Genomic DNA, 19,315 nt, shown 5'->3' on the forward strand with positions numbered 1-19,315 from the left:
CCTTTCTTATTTTGCGGTTGCTTGAAAAGATTCGGCAAAATCTTTAAGAGCAGAATCAAGTTTAGCTGTCTCAGGTAATTGACCTGTTTCTTTAATAGCATCCAACAAATCTTTATTGTTATTATCAAAGAAAGCAAACAATTCTTCCTGGTAACGTGCAATATCGTCCACAGGAACTACATCTAAGAAGCCATGTGTCAAAGCATAGAGAACCAAAACTTGTTTTTCAACAACTAGTGGTTTATGCAACGGCTGCTTCAAGACTTCAACTGTGCGGCGTCCACGGTTTAGCTTAGCTTGAGTTGCTTCATCAAGATCAGAACCAAACTGTGCAAATGATTCAAGTTCACGGTAAGAAGCAAGATCAAGACGTAACGTTCCTGAAACTTTCTTCATAGCCTTGATCTGCGCAGAACCACCAACACGTGAAACAGATGTTCCGGCATCGATCGCAGGACGAACTCCAGAATAGAAGTTATCACTGTCTAAGAAGATTTGTCCATCGGTGATCGAAATAACATTAGTTGGAATATATGCTGAAACATCGCCGGCCTTAGTTTCAATAAACGGCAAAGCAGTCATTGAACCTCCACCTAACTTATCACTTAACTTAGCAGCACGTTCCAATAAACGTGAATGTAAGTAGAAGACATCACCAGGATAAGCTTCACGACCAGGTGGACGTCTCAGAATCAAGGAAAGTTCACGATAAGCATCTGCTTGTTTTGACAGATCATCATACACGATCAAAACATGCTTACCATTATACATAAATTCTTCACCCATTGCAGCACCAGCATAAGGAGCTAACCAAAGTAATGGTGCAGGAGATGAAGGACCAGCAGAAACAACGATCGTATAGTCCATCGCGCCGTACTTGCGTAATGTTTCAACCTGTGCACGAACAGTTGATTCCTTTTGACCAATCGCGACATAGACACAAATCATATTTTCATTTTTCTGATTAATGATAGTATCGATCGCAACTGAGGTCTTACCCGTTTTACGGTCACCGATAACTAATTCACGTTGACCACGTCCGATTGGAACTAAAGCATCGATCGCTTTTAAACCCGTTTGAAGAGGTTCTTTAACCGATTGCCGTTCCATAACACCAGGAGCTTTCTTTTCAACTGGACGTGTTTTGGTAGTTTTCATCTCACCCAGTCCGTCAATAGCTTGTCCCAAAGGATTAACAACTCTTCCAATCAGAGCTTCACCAACTGGAACTTCCATAATACGGCCTGTACGTTTAACACTATCGCCTTCACGAATTCCCTTGAATGAACCTAGAATAACAATACCAACATCATTTGACTCCAAGTTTTGAGCCATCCCATATGTGCCATCATCAAATTCTAACAATTCACCAGCTAAGGCGTTATCGAGTCCATTGGCACGAGCGATTCCATCACCAACATAGGTAACAGTTCCTACCTCATCCACACTGAGCTCGTCTTGATAATTCGCTAATTGTTGCTTAATTAGAGCACTGATTTCCTCAGCCTTAATGCTCATAGAAGTTTCACCTCTTTATAATTCATTTCAATAACAGACGTTTAATATGTGCAATCTTTGTCCTGATTGAACCGTCATAAATATAACTATTCGATTTAAGGATGACCCCGCCGATAATGTCAGGATCGATCTTTTCATCAAGATAAACTTTTTTAGCACCAACGACGCCTGCAAATGAAGATGCAAGTCTTTCTTTTTGAGCATCTTCTAACTTGATGGCAGTGATAACAGAAGCTCGAACTGTCTTTTCAAATTCATCGTTCAATCTAATATACTCATTAATAATTGCATCCAGTGTGCAAAGACGTCCGTAGTCAAAAGTCATTCTTAGAAGATTGGCCACTGTTTGCGACGCTTTATCTATTAAAAACTGCAGCATCTTCGACTTAGCCGCAAACGAAATTTGTTTGCTTGTCAAAAATACACCTAGCTCTGGCTGATCTGCAAAGACCTTTTTTAATTCGGTCAGTTCCTCTAATAAAGGCTGCCGAAGATCTTGCTCTTCCGCTAAGTCAAACAAAGCTTGTCCATAACGGTGTGCAACCATTTCTCTACTTAGCTTCATTTTGCTTCCCCAACCCTTCGATATAAGTATCAATTAAGGCCTTCTGATCATCTGCGTTCAAATCCTTGCGAATGATTTTCGAAGCAATTTCAATAGATAATTCTGCAACATCATTTTTTACACTGTCTAAAGCGTCTTGACGTTCACGTGAAATATCTTCCTTAGCATTCATCTTCAGCGTCTGCGCTTTTTCCTGTGCATCACTAACGATCGTAACTTTCTGCTGTTCACCATTCTTCTTTGCCCGATCAATTATCTTAGAAGCTTCTGAATGAGAATCCTTCAAGGCTGTCTGACGTTGTGCAGCTAAGTCTTCTGCTTTTTTACGTGCTTCTTCTGCAGAATCAAGATCACCAGAAATTTTATCAGCACGTTTTTCCATCATTTCGCTAACTGGTCCCCATGCAAAATGCTTCAACAATGCCATCAAGACTATAAATAGGACAAGGTAAAAAATCGTATCGCCCCATTGAACCCCGTTTGCAGCACCTAATAAAAATGTTGAACTCATCTATTGACACCTCCTCTATACTGTCAACACTAAAAACAGCTAAATATTGACAAAAGAATTATTAGCCTTGTGCCAACAATAAGAATGAAATAACAATCGAAATGATAGGAACAGCTTCAACCAAACCAACACCAATGAACATATTTGTCCGTAATTGACCTGATAATTCTGGCTGACGTGCCATACCTTCCAACATCTTCGAAATAACAAGACCGTTACCAATAGCACCACCAATAGCAGCACCAGCTGCAGCTAAACCTGCACCAATTAAAGCTAATGAACTCATAATTAGAAATCCTCCTTGTTTACTCTTTTTCAACTTTTTGAGAAATATAAACCATTGTCAATGTAACAAAGACGTAGGCTTGGATGCTTCCAATAAAGACAGAGAATCCCTGCCAGATTAATTCTAGCGGTATCGCTGGAATAAATGATGCAACACCAAAAGAAGTTGCAAACTTGTAGATCAACTTCAATAAAACTTCACCGGAATAAATATTCCCGTACAAACGAAGAGCTAACGTCAAAAAATTCGTAAATTCTTCAAGCACGCTCAGTGGCAACAAAAATGGAATGGGGCTTAAATAAGTATTCTTAAAATACCCCTTGAACCCAAATTTCTTTACACCGAGGAAGTGTGCAAGCATAAGAACCATAAACGCAAGCGACAACGTCGTCATGGCATTTGATGTCGGGCTTGAAATATAGCTCGTTCCATTTGCGGTCAACTGCGCCATCAAACCTAATTGGTTAGATATGAATATGAACACAAACAAAGTAAATGCCAATAGTCCGAATTTTTTGCCTTCTTCATCCGGCATTACGCCCTTAATAATTCCATTAGTAAAATCAATTATCCATTCAATAATGTTTTGCCTTTTAGTTGGTCTCAATTGAATACTTCTAGACAACCAAAACAATAAAAAAAAGACAATCACTGCCGCTATTAATCCTGGAATATCGTTACTAAGGTTAAAGGGAATACCAAAAAGCTTCTGAACATAAGCTCCTTCATTCACCAAGTCTCACCTCTTTTCACGGTTGGATGTACGACCCAACAATTATGGGAAAAAGCATGGTACAAAAGGTTTCAAAGAAAATAGCTCTTTGAATACACAAGAAATCATACCACCATTTTACAAAAAACACAAAGCGATATTGAAAGTCCAGGAAAGCGTCTCCCATACCGATTTAAGCGGATTAATTAGCCAATAATAATATTTTGTCAAAAAACAATTTTCATTATTTTCCATATTTTTGTGCAAATATTATCAGTTAAGATAAAACAAATAACGCTAACAACTGCCAACGACCTTGAATATTTACGCTAATTTATATCTCGCAAGCAATAGTCAGTGACTGCTAATTAATAATAAATCAAAAAAAGACCGACCAACACGTTGATGCAACACAAAAGGACCGGGTCATTTAACCCAGTCCCTTGTCATCAATTAAACTTATTCGTTTCAAAAATTAAGCCTCTACACCATCATAATTGCACAATTAAAAGAATTATCCTTTAACTCCCCCACTAAAGACGTTGCTAAGCTCAAGTTTTAAAATATCTGCCGTTTAATGATTATTATTTTGTTCCGAAAAGACGATCACCAGCATCACCAAGTCCAGGAACAATATAGCCATTCTCATCTAAACGTTCATCTAAAGCAGCTGCAAAAACATCAATATCAGGATGTGCATCCCGTAATGCTTTCACACCTTCAGGAGCAGCAACTAAACAAACGAACTTAATATTGATTGCCCCACGCTTTTTAAGTGCATCTACAGCCATAATAGCTGAACCGCCTGTTGCTAACATCGGATCTACAATGAAGATATCCCGACTAGCAAGATTATCTGGCATTTTGACAAAATACTCTGTTGGTTTCAAAGTCTTTTCATCACGATACATTCCAACATGACCAACCTTAGCTGCCGGAATCAGTTCAAGGATTCCATCGACCATTCCCAAACCAGCACGAAGAATAGGTACAATTACTACTTTTTTACCTGCAAGACGTTTCTTAACAGTCGTCGTAATTGGTGTCTTAACTTCGTAGTCTTCTAAAGGCATATCACGTGAGACCTCATAAGCCATTAATTCTGCAATTTCATTAACGACCTGTCTGAATTCTCTGGTTCCGCAATCTTCGTTCCGAATAATCGTTAACTTATGTTGTATCAGTGGGTGATCCAATACTTCAAACTTTCCCAATTTAGCCACTCCTTTTTCTTCCTAGTATATTCTAGCTGATAATGGCCTTTTTTGCTAGCGCAATTTTTAGTTTTTAAAAAATTGGTTGCCAGCTGCCTTGCGTAACCTGTTCATATAAGCTGCACCCAAACCTTCTTCTGGAAAAGCTGCCGCTAAAATATAATGGATTTGCTTCTTATTATCAAAATACCGCAGCCCGGCAAAAAGATGTTGACTCGCAGTATAGATGTCTTTTCCTAAATCATAGACAAGACAGTTGACTGGTTTTTCGCTTTGCAAGTTTTCGTTTAAGGCCATCACACCAACTTCTTCATGTTGTTTTTTAGCCCACGCTAGAGCTGCAGACCAATCAGCTTCCTTAACGATTAAGACCTGTGCTGCAGGGGCATAATGTTTATATTTCATCCCGGGTGCCTTCGGTGTTTCCTCAGCTGCAACCTTATGCCGATCAAAGACTACCTTTTTAGCAAGAAATCGTTCAAGCTCTTCACCTAACACAGCTCCTGGACGTAGCACAACTGGTGTCGTAACTGACATGTCTAAGATAGTAGACTCTACTCCGACTGTTGTTGGTCCATCATCAACTATGCCAGCTATTCGACCTTCTAGGTCATGGAAAACATGTGCCGCTGTTGTCGGGCTGGGTTTGCCGGATGTGTTAGCTGAAGGCCCCACCAGCGGAACACCTACACGCGTAATCAATTCACGCGTAACTCGATTTGCAGGCATCCGAAACGCCGCTGTTTCAAGTCCACCAGTTACAGCCTTAGATAATGACCCCGGCTTGATTTTAAAAATCAAGGTCAACGGTCCTGGCCAAAAATGTTTAATTAGTTTTTGTGCATCCTCATTAAGATCAACAACATACTTTTTCACCATTTCAAGCGAAGAAACGGTAACGATCAGCGGATTATCAGACGGACGTCCTTTAGCTAGATAAACCCTTTTAACCGCCTGTTCATTAGTTGCATCTGCGCCTAAACCATAAACTGTTTCAGTTGGGAAAGCTATTAATTCTCCCTTTTTCAATTCAGCAGCTGCTGCTTGTATCTCATCCGCCTTATAGATTTTTGTAATCAACATTTATTTTACCTCTCTATCAATGTTATTAAAAATAACTCTAAGCATCCTATCATGTCCTGCCATATCAGTTCTCAAAGAAACGGTCGCGGCTGGAAAAGCTTTTTCAAAAATTGCTTTGACGGCTTGCCCTTGCTGGAAACCAATTTCTAAATACAGTACAGCTTTTTTACTTAAATAAGCCTGGATTTCAGCGGCAATTCGTTGGTACATAAGCAAACCTTTGTCTGCAGCGAAAAGAGCGAGCTGCGGTTCATGTTCAAGTACACTTCGATCCATTAAATCTTTTTCTGCTGTAGCAATATACGGTGGATTAGAAACGATAATGTCATACTTCTCTCCCTTTAATGCACTAAATAAATCACTGCAGATAGTCTTCACGATAAGCTTATATCGCCGTGCATTAGCTTGTGCAACCGTTAAAGCTGCTGGAGAAATATCAGTTAAAGTTACATTCCATGCAGGCCGAGCAAGCTGCACTGAAAGGCCAATGATCCCTGTCCCAGTACCAATATCAACCAACTTTAATTGTGACGTAGTATCTTCGAAATCAGCTAAAATCCAGTCAACTAACTCTTCTGTTTCCTGCCTTGGAATCAAAGTATCTTCTGTCACCTTAAATTTTCGACCCAAGAAAACAGCCTCACCTAACAGGTATTGCGGGGGCCAACCTTGTGCCACCTTTTCTACCATCCCTTTAAACTTTTCAAACTCAACTGATGGCATCTGCTCACGATAATTTAATAATAGATCAGTTAAATTCCAGTCTTTGATCCCCAGCAGCAACAAATTAACCGTACTTTCTTCAACCTTAAACTTAGCCCCAAAAGAAAAAGCCCATTTTTGGGCCTCAAAATAGGTCAAACTACTCATTTTGTAAGTTCTCCAATGCTTGTGTTTGATCATAAAGTATTAACGCGTCAATCACTTCTTCAAGTTCCCCGTTCATAATTCGATCCAACTTATTCAGAGTTAGACCTATTCGATGATCCGTAACTCGATTTTGTGGATAGTTATAAGTTCTAATGCGTTCTGAGCGGTCTCCCGTTCCAACAGCCGACTTACGATTCTTATCATATTCACTCTGTTCCTTTGATGAATAATAATCATAAACACGTGCTTTCAAAATTTTCATTGCCTTTTCACGGTTTTGTTGTTGTGAACGTTGATCCTGCATCGCAACTACGATTCCTGTCGGTAAATGAGTCATTCGAACAGCTGATGATGTTTTATTAATATGTTGTCCACCGGCACCAGACGAACGGTAAACATCTACTCGGATATCTTTCGGATCAATTTCGATCTCAACATCTTCTTCTTCAGGCATAACCACAACTGTAGCCGTCGATGTATGTACTCGTCCAGCTGATTCTGTAACTGGGACACGCTGAACACGATGTGCCCCGCTTTCATACTTTAGCTTTGAATAAACACTATTTCCGTTAATGAGCAAGGCAATCTCCTTAAACCCACCGACTTCAGTCACATTTTTATCTAAAACTTCTATCGACCATTTCTGCTTTTCAGCGTACTTAGCATACATACTGAAAAGATCACTCGCAAATAAACTAGCTTCATCACCGCCTGCGGCTCCACGAATTTCCATAATAATGTTTTTACCATCATTAGGATCTTTAGGAAGCAACAATACCTTGATCTCCTCTTCAAGCTTTTCGCGTTCAGTCTTGGCCTCAGCTAGTTCTTCTTTAGCCATCGCAGCCATCTCATCGTCGAGCTTTTCCCCAAGCAACTCTTCGTCTTCCTTAATTAAGTCGGTAACTTTTTTATACTGGTCATATTTTTCAACCGTTTCGCGTAAGTCAGCCATTTCTTTTGATAAGCTAGTAAAACGTCTAGTATCAGAAATGACATCTGGATCAGACAGCAGACCACCCAGTTCCTCATAACGATCTTTAAGTGTCTGTAATCTGTCAAACAAATCATTCATTAGTAATTTCCTCCATCTAAAAATGAATTCTTCTATTAAACAAAATAAGAATCCGGTAAAGTAGCTATTATTATTGTTCCTCTTGAAGTTACAGCGGTGGGTGCAGATAATGACGACGGCACACCGGATAATATGCTTCATTGCCGCCAACCATTATTTGCTCACCTTCATAAACTGGTTTTCCGTTATTAAAACGTAAGTTCATAATGGCTTTCTTCTGGCAGAACCAGCAGATCGTTTTCATTTCTTCTATCTTATCTGCATATAGCAAAAGATACTTCGAACCTTCAAATAATTCATTGCGAAAATCATTTTTCAAACCAAAGGCCATCACTGGAATCTTAAGTTCATCAACGATTTCTGCTAATTCGATTATATGATGTTGGCTCAAAAACTGTGCCTCATCAACAAGAACGCAAGCACTTTGCGGATTACGCTTAATAACCTCTTGGTAAATATTTGTCGTCTCGTAGATTGGAACAGCTCTCCGCTTTAAACCGATCCGACTTGCAATATAACCGACCTGTTCACGTTTATCAACAGCACTTGTCATTATAACGACACTTTTATGCTGCTCCTCATAATTATGCGCAACTTTAAGTATCTCAATACTTTTACCGCTGTTCATTGCTCCGTAACGAAAAAATAATTGCGCCAAAACAACTCACTCCAAATTAAGACTTTCCCAATAAGTATATATGATTTTCAGCAAAATTTCACTACACAGAGCTGAAAATAAAAATAATTACTCCAAAAATTCTTAATTTTCAGCGGAAAAGGTTGTAAAAAACATACACTCCTCAGTATTTATGATATGATACAAAATGATATTATCAAATAAAGCGATCTTTAAAAAAATCTTTGCATCGCTTTAAAATGGAGGAAAAAGCATGTCGTTTAAAAGCTCAGTCGCAATTGCAGCTGGTCGTGCATCGTACTGGTTCTTGCATAACTTTCTACATGGAGGAACAGCATTACCTGGTAAAATAACCCTTGCACTTGATCCTGAGGTTTTACAAACTTTATCCCGCAACTATGAAGTAGTTATTATTACAGGAACAAACGGTAAAACCTTGACAACAGCCTTAACTGTTAAGGTTTTACGAACTAACTATGATAACGTCCTAACCAACCCCAGCGGTTCTAACATGAAACAAGGAATCGTCACCGCCTTTTTAACTGCACAACGAACAAAATCTGGAAGATATCTCGCGATCTTAGAAACTGATGAAGCGAATGTTGCCTTAATCACACGGTACGTTAAACCAAGTGCCTTTGTCCTCACTAATATTTTTAGAGATCAAATGGACCGTTACGGTGAAATATATACAACTTACGCTAAAATACTAGATGGTATCCGCATGGCACCCCAAGCGACTATCATTGCTAATGGTGATGCACCGATCTTTAATAGCAAGAAATTACCTAATCCAACTATTTACTATGGCTTTAATGCTACTGAAGACCGCGAACAGATGGCCGCGCCTAATACAGATGGTCTTCTATGCCCAAATTGTCAAAGTATCCTGCATTATTACCAATTAACTTACAGTAACCTAGGTAAATATTATTGCCCTAACTGTGATTTTAAGCGTCCCGCACTAACACATCAAGTGACCGCGGTTAATGCCCAGACACCAACGACATCAACTTTTGAAATCGATGGGCAACCTGTGAAATTGCATATTGGTGGTACCTATAATATCTACAACGCTTTAGCCGCCTACAGCGTAGGGCGCCATTTTGATATTGATACTAATCTAATCATGCAAGCTTTGAATAGTGAAGATGAAAAGGTCTTCGGGCGTCAAGAAGTGATTAACATCCAGGATAAGGAAGTTACGCTGATCCTAGTTAAGAATCCGGTTGGCCTCGATCAAGTCTTAAGTATGCTAAAAACAGATAATGATCCTTTTTCACTTGCCGTTTTACTTAACGCTAACTATGCTGATGGAATCGATACTAGCTGGATCTGGGATGGACGTTTTGAAAATCTGCCCTTTGAAAGAATTCCTAGCGTGCTGGCAGGTGGAGAAAGATACCGTGACATTGCCTTTCGACTTAAGGTTGCCGGTGTTCCCGCTCAAAACTTCGAAGAGCGTGAGAATCTTAATACTGTTCTTGAAGCAATCAAGAAAATGCCAACAAAACATGTCTATGTTTTAGCAACTTATACCGCAGTCTTACAATTACGAAAAGCAATGGCTGCCCAAGGTTATATTAAGGAAGGAATGGAATAAGATGGCTTATACATTAAAAATAGCTCATTTGTATGGTGATCTCATGAACACTTATGGTGACATCGGCAATGTCCTTGTCCTCGACTACTATGCTAAAAAGATGGATATTACCCTAACTTCTGAAATTGTCAGTTTAAAGCAGCCCTTTGAACCTGCAAAATATGATTTAGCCTTTTTTGGCGGTGGGCAAGACTATGAACAAGTTATCGTTTCGAAAGACATTCAAGCCAAAAAAGATGATTTAATAACCTTTATTGAAGATGGCGGCCCCATGTTAGCTATTTGTGGTGGTTATCAGCTTCTTGGTCAATATTATATTGGTGCTGATGGTGAAAGGATCGAGGGTATCAACGCTTTACCTCACTACACCAAGAGTCAGGATAATAACCGTTTTATCGGTGATATCGTTATTAAGAATGCCGAAACAGCTCAAACTTATCATGGGTTTGAAAATCATAATGGTCTTACTTTCCTTGGTAAGGGTGAACGACCCTTGGGTAAAGTGATCAGCGGCCATGGTAATAACGGTCAAGATGATTCTGAAGGTGCTATCTATAAGAACGTCTTTTGTTCTTACTTCCACGGACCGATTTTAGCTCGGAATGGCGAACTTGCTAAGAGGCTACTTTTACTGGCCTTAAAGCGGAAATACCCCACAGCTGACCTAAGTCCCCAAGAAAAAATTATTATCAAACCAACTTATTAATTTTCAATAAAAAGACGTTAGGTCACTCTCGGCCTAGCGTCTCTTTATTATTTTGCATTACAGTTTGATTATTAACTAACACTTCTAAACGATATCTATAATTTGCATTGAAAACCTAATGTATCTTAGAAAAATTATGCTTTGAGCCCAGGTTCAGAAGCAATCATCGTTAACTGACCCCTGATCGTCCATTCTTTAACTGGAAACGGTAAAATAAAATGCTGTCCTTTAACTAAAGAATATTTTTGCCCCGCAACTTCAATCTCACCTTTACCATCAAGAACTGAAACTAAAGTATACGGCGCTTCCTGTCGTTGAAAAGATACTGCTCCAAATGGGAGCTCCCATTTGTAAACACTAAAAAAGTCTGTTGCAACATATCTTGTAATCAAAGCATCACCTTGCTGCTTTTTAACTATATCTAGCTGTGGATCAAGATGCGGAACATTGGTAACATCAATCGACTGTTTAATATGTAGCGCACGTTTTTGCCCTGTTTTTTGATCTACACGATCAAAATCATAGACACGGTAAGTCGTGTCACTGCTTTGTTGAGTTTCTAAAACCATAACACCCTTACCGATAGCATGAATCGTCCCGCTTGGCACATAAAGAAAATCTCCAGCTTTAATTGGAAGGCGCCGTAAAAGATCATCCCAACGCCCTGCACGAATCATTTCGGCTAATTCAGCTTTTGTTTGTGCATGGTGCCCATAAATCATTTCTGAATCTTTATCGGCCGCAATTACGTACCAGCATTCCGTTTTACCAAGCTCATGTTCATGTTCCAAAGCATAACTATCATCAGGGTGAACTTGTACAGATAATGCAGCACTTGCATCAAGAATCTTGGTCAGTAACGGAAAGACATCCCCAGGAGCATTACCAAATAATTCACGTTGCTTAGCCCAGAGCTGATCCAAAGTTTGCCCCTTAAATTCACCATTAGTTATGGTTGCCGGTCCATGGGGATGAACCGAAATAGCCCAGCACTCACCTGTATGTTCACTAGGGATATCATACCCGAATTCAGTTTTTAAACGTTGTCCGCCCCACATTTTCTCTTGAAAATATGGTCTTAAAAAAAGTGGTTGTTTCACTGCCGTTCCTCCTAAAATATATTTTAGTTACTTAATCCTTTTCTTGGAGATATTGTGCGATAATCTGATCACGTTTTGCCAAAAAAATATCATTAGCAGAGTTGGGATGTACCCTGTTGGTTAACACTACCAACCCATCTTGACTTACCTTGTCTATCAAGAGAAACGTACCCGTAAAGCCGGTATGATAAAGACATGCTTTATTTTGCTTGTTATACCGTAAATCCCAGCCAAGAGAACGGCCTAACTGACCGGTAGGTGTCTGGTCTTTGAATAATTCAGTGATCGTTTCTTCCCGCAAAACCTTCTTTGTCGGAGAGGTTTCTAAGATCCACATCGCAAATTTAAGGACGTCATGTAGTGACGTAAAAAGTCCGGCCGATCCACAACGCTCCCCAATTATATTAGCCTTGGGATCATGTACTTGTCCACAAATAAGTCCGCGACTGGCTGATAGTTCAGTTGGAACACAGTCTTTAGGAGCAGGTGTAAAAGTACTTTCATTCATCTTTAGAGGCTGTAAGACTTCCATAGTAATTACTTTTTGAACTGGTTTTTGATATACTTTCTCAATAATCAACCCTAAGAAAATCATTCCAATATCAGTATAAACGACCTTTTTTCCAAACCAGCCACCTATATGTAACGTATATAATGCATCTAATAACTGTTGTGCTGTCAGAGAATCACGATTCTGAATATAACCGGTAATCGCTGAAGTATGGGTCAGTAAATGCCGCACGGTCACACGTGTATCAAAGAAATGTGGAAGATACTCTTGGACAGGCATATCAAGCCCAATTTTACCTTCTTCAATCAGCTTAAGAATCACCGTTGTTGTCCCAATTACCTTTGTGAGGGAGGCCACATCATAGAGCAACCCTGGCTTTAAATTTCTTTCAACCGGAATAAGCTGGCTTTTTCCAAAAACCTCAGCCTGCAAGTTACCATGATGCAGCATCGCGTACGAGACACCGGGAACAATCTTTTCCTCTACAAGTTGGTGTAGCATTCTTACTGTTTGTTTATTTATCATTTTTCTCACTTCGCTTATTATCTAACTTTTTTTGATTAATACTAACTACACTAAAAAGACCGTTTCTAAAATCAACTTTACTAACACGTGCATTTTTTAATAATAGTAATGGTACATCGCCCTTCAAACCTTCAATGAAAACAGAGAGCACTACTCCATGCGTAACAACTAAAATATTAACATCTTCCTGTGCAGCATGATATTCATGTGCAATTGCAGTCAAAGTACGTGTCAGCCGCTGATCAAGCTGTTGGGCAGTTTCAATTTGTGTTGCTGTATCCATAATCTTAAATAAGTTAGTTACCGCAGCAACATGCTGTTGTTGTCGAAAGGCTGTAAAAATTTTTCGTAAACCGATTTTTCGTAAAACATTCGGAATAAGCCGCCGGTTTTTCATCTCTTCATAACTCCCAAAATTAAGTTCACGTAACCCAGAAGTAATAATAATTGCCGGTTTAAGGTTTTTATTTTGCGCTAAAATATACTGTGCTGTTTTCTGTGTTCTTTTAAGGTCACTGACATAAGCAGCCGTGAATTTTACATTCTGAAGGTCTTTTCCTAAATTTTTAGCCCTCGCAATTCCCTTTTTAGTTAGCGGTGAGTCCGTAACCCCTTGTAGACGGCGCCGCCGGTTAAGCTCAGTTTGCCCATGCCTTACCAGATAAAAATGAACGACCATTAGTCCCACTTCCTTAGCCAAAATAAAGCCTTTCTCGACTCAATTTTACATATCATTTCTTAGATAGTACAATTATACCAAATAAACTGTAACTTGAGTTAAATATAAAGGAATGATCTTATGGCAAGTAATTCTGATTCGATTTTTAATTTATTATCTTTTCTCAAACGTCATCCAGATCATTATAAATTATTGGACACTTCGTATGATAACGCAGTTCGCTTGTGTATCCCTGACAATGTTAAGGTTTCTGAGCAGGAGATTTACTTTCCTGATAACAAGCTGATGGTCAATAGGATGCAGGATGATTTTAGTGCTCAACATGGAGACCTGCTTGAGTATTATCAAGCCAAAACAAACCATCCTGCTGCTCCTTTTAAGGATGTTTGGATCACTACTGCTCATATTCCCCACGAAAAGAGTTATCTACTTGAAATATCATATGAATAATTAAACTGAAAGCTTGCGTCCTTAGAATCTTTAAGTTGTAGAAGGCGTTAAAACCAGATAAAAAATAGCGAGTCAGATCAAAAGGTAATTTTTGATCTGACCCGCTATTTTTTAATTTATCTTTAACTTGCTTTACGCATAACTCGTGTAACAAGTAATAAATCAACTGCAATAAATATTGCCGTAACTAGAAAAACAGCTTCATAGCTGAAAAGACTTGAGACCAACGATCCCACCATCGGCCCTGCTACACCGCCCGCAGCCTGAAACGATTGGTTATAACTAAAGACACGACCAAAAGCTTCACTGGGAACATCCAATGTTAAAATCGTCTGAACGGCCGGCAGCATCGCGGCACTGGAAAGGCCTAACAAAAAACGGAGTAAACCTAATTGCCATGGTGCTGTTACAAAAAACATCGGTACAAAAATAATAGCTGTTGCCATCAATCCAGTCACAAGGACTCTCTCTGGACCAATCTTATCCATAAGATGACCTATTCTTGAAGCCAGTAGCAGTGTCCCAAAACCGGGCATCGCCGCTACAATACCACTTATTAACGAAAAATTACCTTGCCCATTCATTAATTGTCTAACCAACAAACTGATAATCGGTGAAATAGATAATAATGATGATTGAACCAGCAGTGTTGTTATAAACATAACAATGATAAGCTGCGGTTGACTTAACTCATGAAAAACTCTGCTGATGGGTTTAATCTTTTTAGCAGGAATTGGTGTAAAATGTTCGGTAACATTGAAGTATGTTAAAATGAAAACGAGCCCCATCAAAATACCGGTAATAAAGAAAGTCATTCGATAGCCAACAACACCTGCAATAATTCCTCCGAAAAGCGGACCAAGTAGTGTTCCTGTCACATTAGCTGTCATCAGATTCCCCATGACCTGACCACTTTTTTGGTGCGGTGTTTCACCTGCCATTAAAGCTGTTGCATTATTGATGTAACCCGAAAAAGCACCTTGTAATAAACGGAGAATGATCACCATCAGTACACTTTGAGCCATCCCAACAAAGAAGATTGTGAATGCCATTACACCTGAAGCACGCAAACACATCAGTTTTCTTCCCTTGCGGTCTGCTAAATTACCCCAAAAAGGGGAAACAATTGCTTGCGAAAAGTATGTAACCGAAAAGGCAATTCCTGAATACAGGTTTAATTCCCATTTGCTAAAATGTCCTAAAGTATCTAAATATAATGAAATAAAAGGCATCGTCATTGAGTAGCCTAACGCTGTGATAAAGCACCCCAGCCATAAAATCAAAAAACTTTTTCTCCAAACAGCTTGGCGTTCACCTACTGCTTTCTTAGTCATACAAAAACAATCCCCTCTTTAAACGGCAACTTAATAATATCACCAGTATTCTAAAAATAAGATAACTTACTTACTTTTTTTCTTACTTCTTAAATATTACTACAAAAAAAACATTAGTCTACAAAAAAACCAAATCATAAGTCAAGCAGTTCTTTTACTTCTAACTGTAATTACTCAAAATTTGGTTTTTTATAGTCTATTTAATTTTAAGAAGCAAGTTCATCTAATGATTAATCGTCTAGATCACGTTCGATATCCAAACCGTACAAATTACTTACAGGTTCATTTTTATTAACTGGATGAACAACTAAGATAGTTGTTGCACCCTTGCTGCTGACATAACCGGCAAATGCCGCTACTTCTTCAACTTGATAGGCTAATCCATCAGAGTTATAGATGTACTGCCCTGCAACTGGCATACTTTCAAAGTAAGTCTTATTCATTCGATAATAGTCATTCGTTGTAGCATCATGCATAACTAAAACAACTTTAAACATTTGAATGTCACCTCTGCAATCTTTCTTAGACGAGCCCAACTCTTTTTTCTAAATCTACACTCTTACTATTATCTAATGCAAGTTAGTATAATTGTAACTATTCGGATATTAAACATTAATAACTTTCTGCAAGAATGTTTTGGTTCGTTCGTTTTGTGGATTACCGAAAACTTCTTCCGGTTTTCCCTCTTCCATAACCTTACCATCGGCCATAAATACAACCCGATCAGCCACTTCTTTAGCAAAGCCCATCTCATGAGTTACAACTACCATTGTCATTCCCTTTTTCGCAAGGTCCTTCATAACTTCAAGAACATCACCAACCATCTCTGGATCAAGTGCAGAAGTCGGTTCATCAAACAGCATAATATCAGGATTCATTGCAAGTGCACGTGCAATTGCAACACGCTGTTTTTGACCACCTGATAATGATTGCGGCATAGCATCATACTTATCATCTAAGCCAACTGTATCCAGCAGTTTTTTAGCCATTGTAACAGCTTCACTTTTTGACAACTTTCCCAGTTCAACCGGCGCAAGTTCAACATTTTGACCAACTGTCAAGTTATTAAAAAGATTGAAATGCTGGAAAACCATCCCAATATTTTCGCGTGCTTGATCAATATTAGTTTTTGAATCGCTGATATCATTTCCATCAATTACGACACTACCTGAAGTCGGATCCTCTAATCTATTCAAACATCGTAATAACGTACTTTTGCCAGAGCCAGATGGCCCAATCAACACAACTACTTCATTTTGAGCAACCTCAAAATCAATCCCTTTTAAAACATGGTTACTACCAAAATTCTTTTTTAAATTTGTAACTTTAACCTTTGTATTCTTCATTAATCATTAATCCTCCGTTCTACCCACTTAGACAACAGTGTTAACACAGTAATAATAATCAAATAGATCAGAGCAATTATTGTCCAAATCTTAAAGCCTTCTAAGTTACGTGCGATAATAATCTTACCAGTTTGAGTCAATTCAAGTATTCCGATAATCGACAGGATCGAGGTATCCTTCAAAGTGATGATAAACTGATTAATAAATGACGGAATCATAATCTTAATTCCCTGTGGTAAGATTACCTTCCGCATTGATTTTCCAAACGGCAATCCTAAACTTCGTGCAGCTTCCATTTGGCCAGTATCAACAGCTTGAATACCGCCCTTAACAAAGGCTGCTGTATATGCCCCTTCATTCAAGGTCAATGTAATAATACCTGCAACAAAGGCTGGTACTTTAGAACCAGTTAAACTTGGAACCCCATTGTAAATAAACAGTGCTAAAACAAGTAATGGCAAACCACGGAAAATATAAATAATCGTTGTTGATGTTCCACGTGCAAGTTTACTTGGTAAGACACCTAATAGTCCAATCAAAACACCAAAGATTGTAGCACAAATAATTGAAACCACCGTCAATTTGATTGTTTCGAAAATACCATCAATAATAGAATCGCGATTTTGCTTAATCAGTCCAAAGAATGTATGACCTTCAGCATTAGCCTGCGTACTATTTTTTTTCTGTGCAGCTGTTGCTGATTCACCGGTGTACTTCTCAATAATTTTGGCATACTCACCATTTGCTTTTAACTTTTTCAAACCCGAGTTAAACTTAGACATTAACTCCTTATTCTTACCTTTCTCAACAGCAAAACCATAACTGCCAATATCAGTCGGCTTAGTGACGATCTTAAGCCCTAATCCAGTTTTAACCCCATAATTTAAAACCGCACTATCATCAAAACAGGCAGCTGAATTACCATTTTTAACATCGTTATATACATTATCTGAATCATCAAATGTTACTGTTTTGAAACCGTAACGGTCCTTGATTGAATTAGCATATGTAGCACCCGCAGTCCCTGTTTTAACAGCTACTCGTTTGCCCTTTAGATCTTTGAGCCCCTTAATGTCCCCTTTAGGAGCAACTGCCATAACAATTCCAGATTTATAATACGGTGTCGAAAAATCAAATTTTTGACGACGCTCATCGGTGATAGTCATCCCTGCGATTACTCCATCGATTTGTCCAGAGCTTAAAGACTGGACTGCCGCATTAAAACCAAGTGGCTTAATCTCAGCTTTAAAACCTTCCTTCTTTGCAATTGCACGTATTAAATCCATATCAATCCCAACGTACTTATTATCAGAATTGGCATACACAAATGGGGGAAATGTTACATCAGTTCCAATTGTATATGTCTTCTCTGCGGCATTTACCTGTGGTTCATGATAAATATTAACAAATACAAACAAGCCAAAGACACAACTCATCAGAGCAATAATTTTTTTCATTCTATCTTCCCCTATATCTTTTAATTTAGGTAAGTATATCATACTTCTGTCACAAAATGGCACATCACTATTTTGATAACGCTTTATGGCTCTGAATATTTTCTTTAACAAAGCTGTATGATAATTTTACTTTGATTTATAAAATAAATTAAACACATCCAACTAACTGTACTTTTTATTTATTCTCATTGATAATTTTAAATCCATAATTTCGAATATGTCTTTTTAATATTTGTAAATATTGCTGCGCAATTAGACTTAATTCAAGCTGCTTATGTTTAACCAATCCCAGCGTCATTGAATCATTTACATTAAGCGGTATTGCAACAATCTTATCGTCATTTAAATCGCTACTAATGATACCCGAGCTAATTGTATACCCATTGACTCCTGCCATTAGATTAAAGATAGTCGCACGATCACTCACTTTAATATTTTTTTTACGGACGATTGTGCTTAAAACTTCCTCAGCAAAAAAGAATGAGTTGGCATCTTCCTGCTCATACGAAAGGTATGGATAGTCCTCAAGGTCTGCTAGATTAACACACTTTTTTTTAGTCAGTGGATTCCGATATCCAACAAAAATATGTGGTTTTGCTATAAACAATGGCTGAAATTCTAAATCATTCTCTAACATTATTTTTTGCAAGACTTTGCTATTAAAACTGTTTAAATATAAAATTCCCAGCTCACTTTTAAAATCATTCAAATCGTCAAAAATATTTTGTGTCTCCGTTTCACGTAAAGTAAAATTGTACTCATCAACATCTAATCCCCGCAACAATTCAACAAATGCATTAACAACAAAAGCATAGTGTTGTGCAGAAACGGAGAAAGATTTCTTTCGTTTTTCATTTTTTTTGTACCGTCCCCGCAGCAACTCAACCTGTTCAAGCACTTGGCGGGAATAACTCATAAACTCTCTACCATCAGCTGTTAAAGAAACTCCAGTTTTTGTTCGCAATAGTATTTTAATGCTTAGCTCTTCCTCTAATTTTTTTATTGCGCTTGAAAGACTCGGCTGTGTCATAAAAAGTCTTTTAGCCGCCTCATTGAAAGAACCCGTTTTGACGATCATTTCCAAATACTCCAACTGTTCTAACCGCATCCTATACCTCCTGTTAAAGATTATA

21 protein-coding genes are annotated in these 19,315 nt (G+C 38.4%); 3 read left to right on the top strand and 18 right to left on the bottom strand.

Going from position 1 to position 19,315, the window contains the following annotated elements:
* Positions 1–6: 6 nt before the first annotated feature.
* The 10 genes from atpA to FC81_RS10585 all read right to left on the bottom strand — a co-directional run bounded on the left by atpA (position 7) and on the right by FC81_RS10585 (position 8,492).
* Positions 7–1,518, bottom strand: coding sequence for a F0F1 ATP synthase subunit alpha (atpA, locus tag FC81_RS10540; RefSeq protein ID WP_057746756.1), 1,512 nt, complete (start codon positions 1,516–1,518; stop codon positions 7–9).
* Positions 1,519–1,540: 22 nt separating this feature from the next.
* A complete protein-coding gene (gene atpH / locus FC81_RS10545) occupies positions 1,541–2,083 on the bottom strand; it encodes an ATP synthase F1 subunit delta (RefSeq protein WP_057746758.1) in 543 nt (180 codons plus the stop codon).
* Positions 2,070–2,594, bottom strand: coding sequence for a F0F1 ATP synthase subunit B (gene atpF / locus FC81_RS10550; RefSeq protein WP_057746762.1), 525 nt, complete (start codon positions 2,592–2,594; stop codon positions 2,070–2,072). The genes atpH and atpF overlap by 14 nt, the downstream gene beginning before the upstream one ends.
* A gap of 61 nt (positions 2,595–2,655) precedes the next feature.
* Positions 2,656–2,880 (bottom strand): F0F1 ATP synthase subunit C, encoded by a 225-nt coding sequence (gene atpE, locus FC81_RS10555; RefSeq protein WP_057735614.1) that lies wholly within the window; start codon positions 2,878–2,880, stop codon positions 2,656–2,658.
* Positions 2,881–2,899: 19 nt separating this feature from the next.
* On the bottom strand, positions 2,900–3,613 hold the full coding sequence (gene atpB, locus FC81_RS10560; protein ID WP_057746766.1) for a F0F1 ATP synthase subunit A: 714 nt from the start codon (positions 3,611–3,613) through the stop codon (positions 2,900–2,902).
* A 563-nt stretch (positions 3,614–4,176) separates the two neighbouring features.
* A complete protein-coding gene (gene upp / locus FC81_RS10565) occupies positions 4,177–4,806 on the bottom strand; it encodes a uracil phosphoribosyltransferase (RefSeq protein ID WP_057746850.1) in 630 nt (209 codons plus the stop codon).
* 66 nt (positions 4,807–4,872) lie between these two features.
* A complete protein-coding gene (locus FC81_RS10570; RefSeq protein ID WP_057746769.1) occupies positions 4,873–5,889 on the bottom strand; it encodes an L-threonylcarbamoyladenylate synthase in 1,017 nt (338 codons plus the stop codon).
* Positions 5,890–6,759, bottom strand: coding sequence for a peptide chain release factor N(5)-glutamine methyltransferase (prmC, locus tag FC81_RS10575; RefSeq protein WP_057746771.1), 870 nt, complete (start codon positions 6,757–6,759; stop codon positions 5,890–5,892).
* The gene (gene prfA, locus FC81_RS10580) at positions 6,752–7,834 is read right to left on the bottom strand and encodes a peptide chain release factor 1 (RefSeq protein WP_057746774.1); all 1,083 of its coding nucleotides are present in this window, start codon (positions 7,832–7,834) and stop codon (positions 6,752–6,754) included. The genes prmC and prfA overlap by 8 nt, the downstream gene beginning before the upstream one ends.
* A gap of 88 nt (positions 7,835–7,922) precedes the next feature.
* A complete protein-coding gene (locus tag FC81_RS10585; RefSeq protein ID WP_057746777.1) occupies positions 7,923–8,492 on the bottom strand; it encodes a thymidine kinase in 570 nt (189 codons plus the stop codon).
* Positions 8,493–8,724: 232 nt separating this feature from the next.
* On the opposite strand from FC81_RS10585, the gene FC81_RS10590 reads away from it, so the two are divergent.
* Positions 8,725–10,074 carry a Mur ligase family protein gene (locus tag FC81_RS10590; RefSeq protein ID WP_057746780.1) on the top strand — a complete coding sequence of 450 codons (1,350 nt, stop codon included), beginning with the start codon at positions 8,725–8,727 and terminating at the stop codon, positions 10,072–10,074.
* A 1-nt stretch (position 10,075) separates the two neighbouring features.
* Complete coding sequence (locus FC81_RS10595; protein WP_057746784.1) at positions 10,076–10,780, top strand: type 1 glutamine amidotransferase; 705 nt, start codon at positions 10,076–10,078, stop codon at positions 10,778–10,780.
* 134 nt (positions 10,781–10,914) lie between these two features.
* Here FC81_RS10595 and manA read toward each other — a convergent pair whose 3' ends face one another.
* From manA to FC81_RS10610, 3 genes are read right to left on the bottom strand one after another with little or no spacing between them, the layout of a single operon-like run.
* Positions 10,915–11,880 (bottom strand): mannose-6-phosphate isomerase, class I, encoded by a 966-nt coding sequence (gene manA, locus FC81_RS10600; RefSeq protein ID WP_057746788.1) that lies wholly within the window; start codon positions 11,878–11,880, stop codon positions 10,915–10,917.
* Between the two features lie 31 nt (positions 11,881–11,911).
* Positions 11,912–12,913 (bottom strand): serine hydrolase domain-containing protein, encoded by a 1,002-nt coding sequence (locus FC81_RS10605; RefSeq protein WP_057746853.1) that lies wholly within the window; start codon positions 12,911–12,913, stop codon positions 11,912–11,914.
* The gene (locus FC81_RS10610) at positions 12,906–13,616 is read right to left on the bottom strand and encodes a histidine phosphatase family protein (protein ID WP_235804685.1); all 711 of its coding nucleotides are present in this window, start codon (positions 13,614–13,616) and stop codon (positions 12,906–12,908) included. The genes FC81_RS10605 and FC81_RS10610 overlap by 8 nt, the downstream gene beginning before the upstream one ends.
* Positions 13,617–13,715: 99 nt before the next feature.
* On the opposite strand from FC81_RS10610, the gene FC81_RS10615 reads away from it, so the two are divergent.
* Positions 13,716–14,045 (top strand): hypothetical protein, encoded by a 330-nt coding sequence (locus FC81_RS10615; RefSeq protein WP_057746794.1) that lies wholly within the window; start codon positions 13,716–13,718, stop codon positions 14,043–14,045.
* Positions 14,046–14,167: 122 nt separating this feature from the next.
* Here the strand turns inward: FC81_RS10615 and FC81_RS10620 are convergent, their stop codons facing one another.
* The 5 genes from FC81_RS10620 to FC81_RS10640 form a co-directional block, all read right to left on the bottom strand.
* Positions 14,168–15,379, bottom strand: coding sequence for an MFS transporter (locus FC81_RS10620; RefSeq protein ID WP_057746797.1), 1,212 nt, complete (start codon positions 15,377–15,379; stop codon positions 14,168–14,170).
* 230 nt (positions 15,380–15,609) lie between these two features.
* Complete coding sequence (locus FC81_RS10625; protein WP_057746800.1) at positions 15,610–15,876, bottom strand: hypothetical protein; 267 nt, start codon at positions 15,874–15,876, stop codon at positions 15,610–15,612.
* Positions 15,877–15,984: 108 nt separating this feature from the next.
* Positions 15,985–16,725 (bottom strand): amino acid ABC transporter ATP-binding protein, encoded by a 741-nt coding sequence (locus FC81_RS10630; RefSeq protein WP_057746803.1) that lies wholly within the window; start codon positions 16,723–16,725, stop codon positions 15,985–15,987.
* Positions 16,725–18,182: an amino acid ABC transporter substrate-binding protein/permease gene (locus tag FC81_RS10635; RefSeq protein WP_057746806.1), complete on the bottom strand. Its 1,458-nt coding sequence runs from the start codon at positions 18,180–18,182 to the stop codon at positions 16,725–16,727. Before FC81_RS10635 ends, FC81_RS10630 begins: the two co-directional genes overlap by 1 nt.
* Positions 18,183–18,357: 175 nt before the next feature.
* Positions 18,358–19,290: a LysR family transcriptional regulator gene (locus FC81_RS10640; protein ID WP_057746809.1), complete on the bottom strand. Its 933-nt coding sequence runs from the start codon at positions 19,288–19,290 to the stop codon at positions 18,358–18,360.
* Between the last annotated feature and the right edge of the window lie 25 nt (positions 19,291–19,315).

This window comes from Liquorilactobacillus capillatus DSM 19910 (genome assembly GCF_001434915.1).
Classification (GTDB): domain Bacteria; phylum Bacillota; class Bacilli; order Lactobacillales; family Lactobacillaceae; genus Liquorilactobacillus; species Liquorilactobacillus capillatus.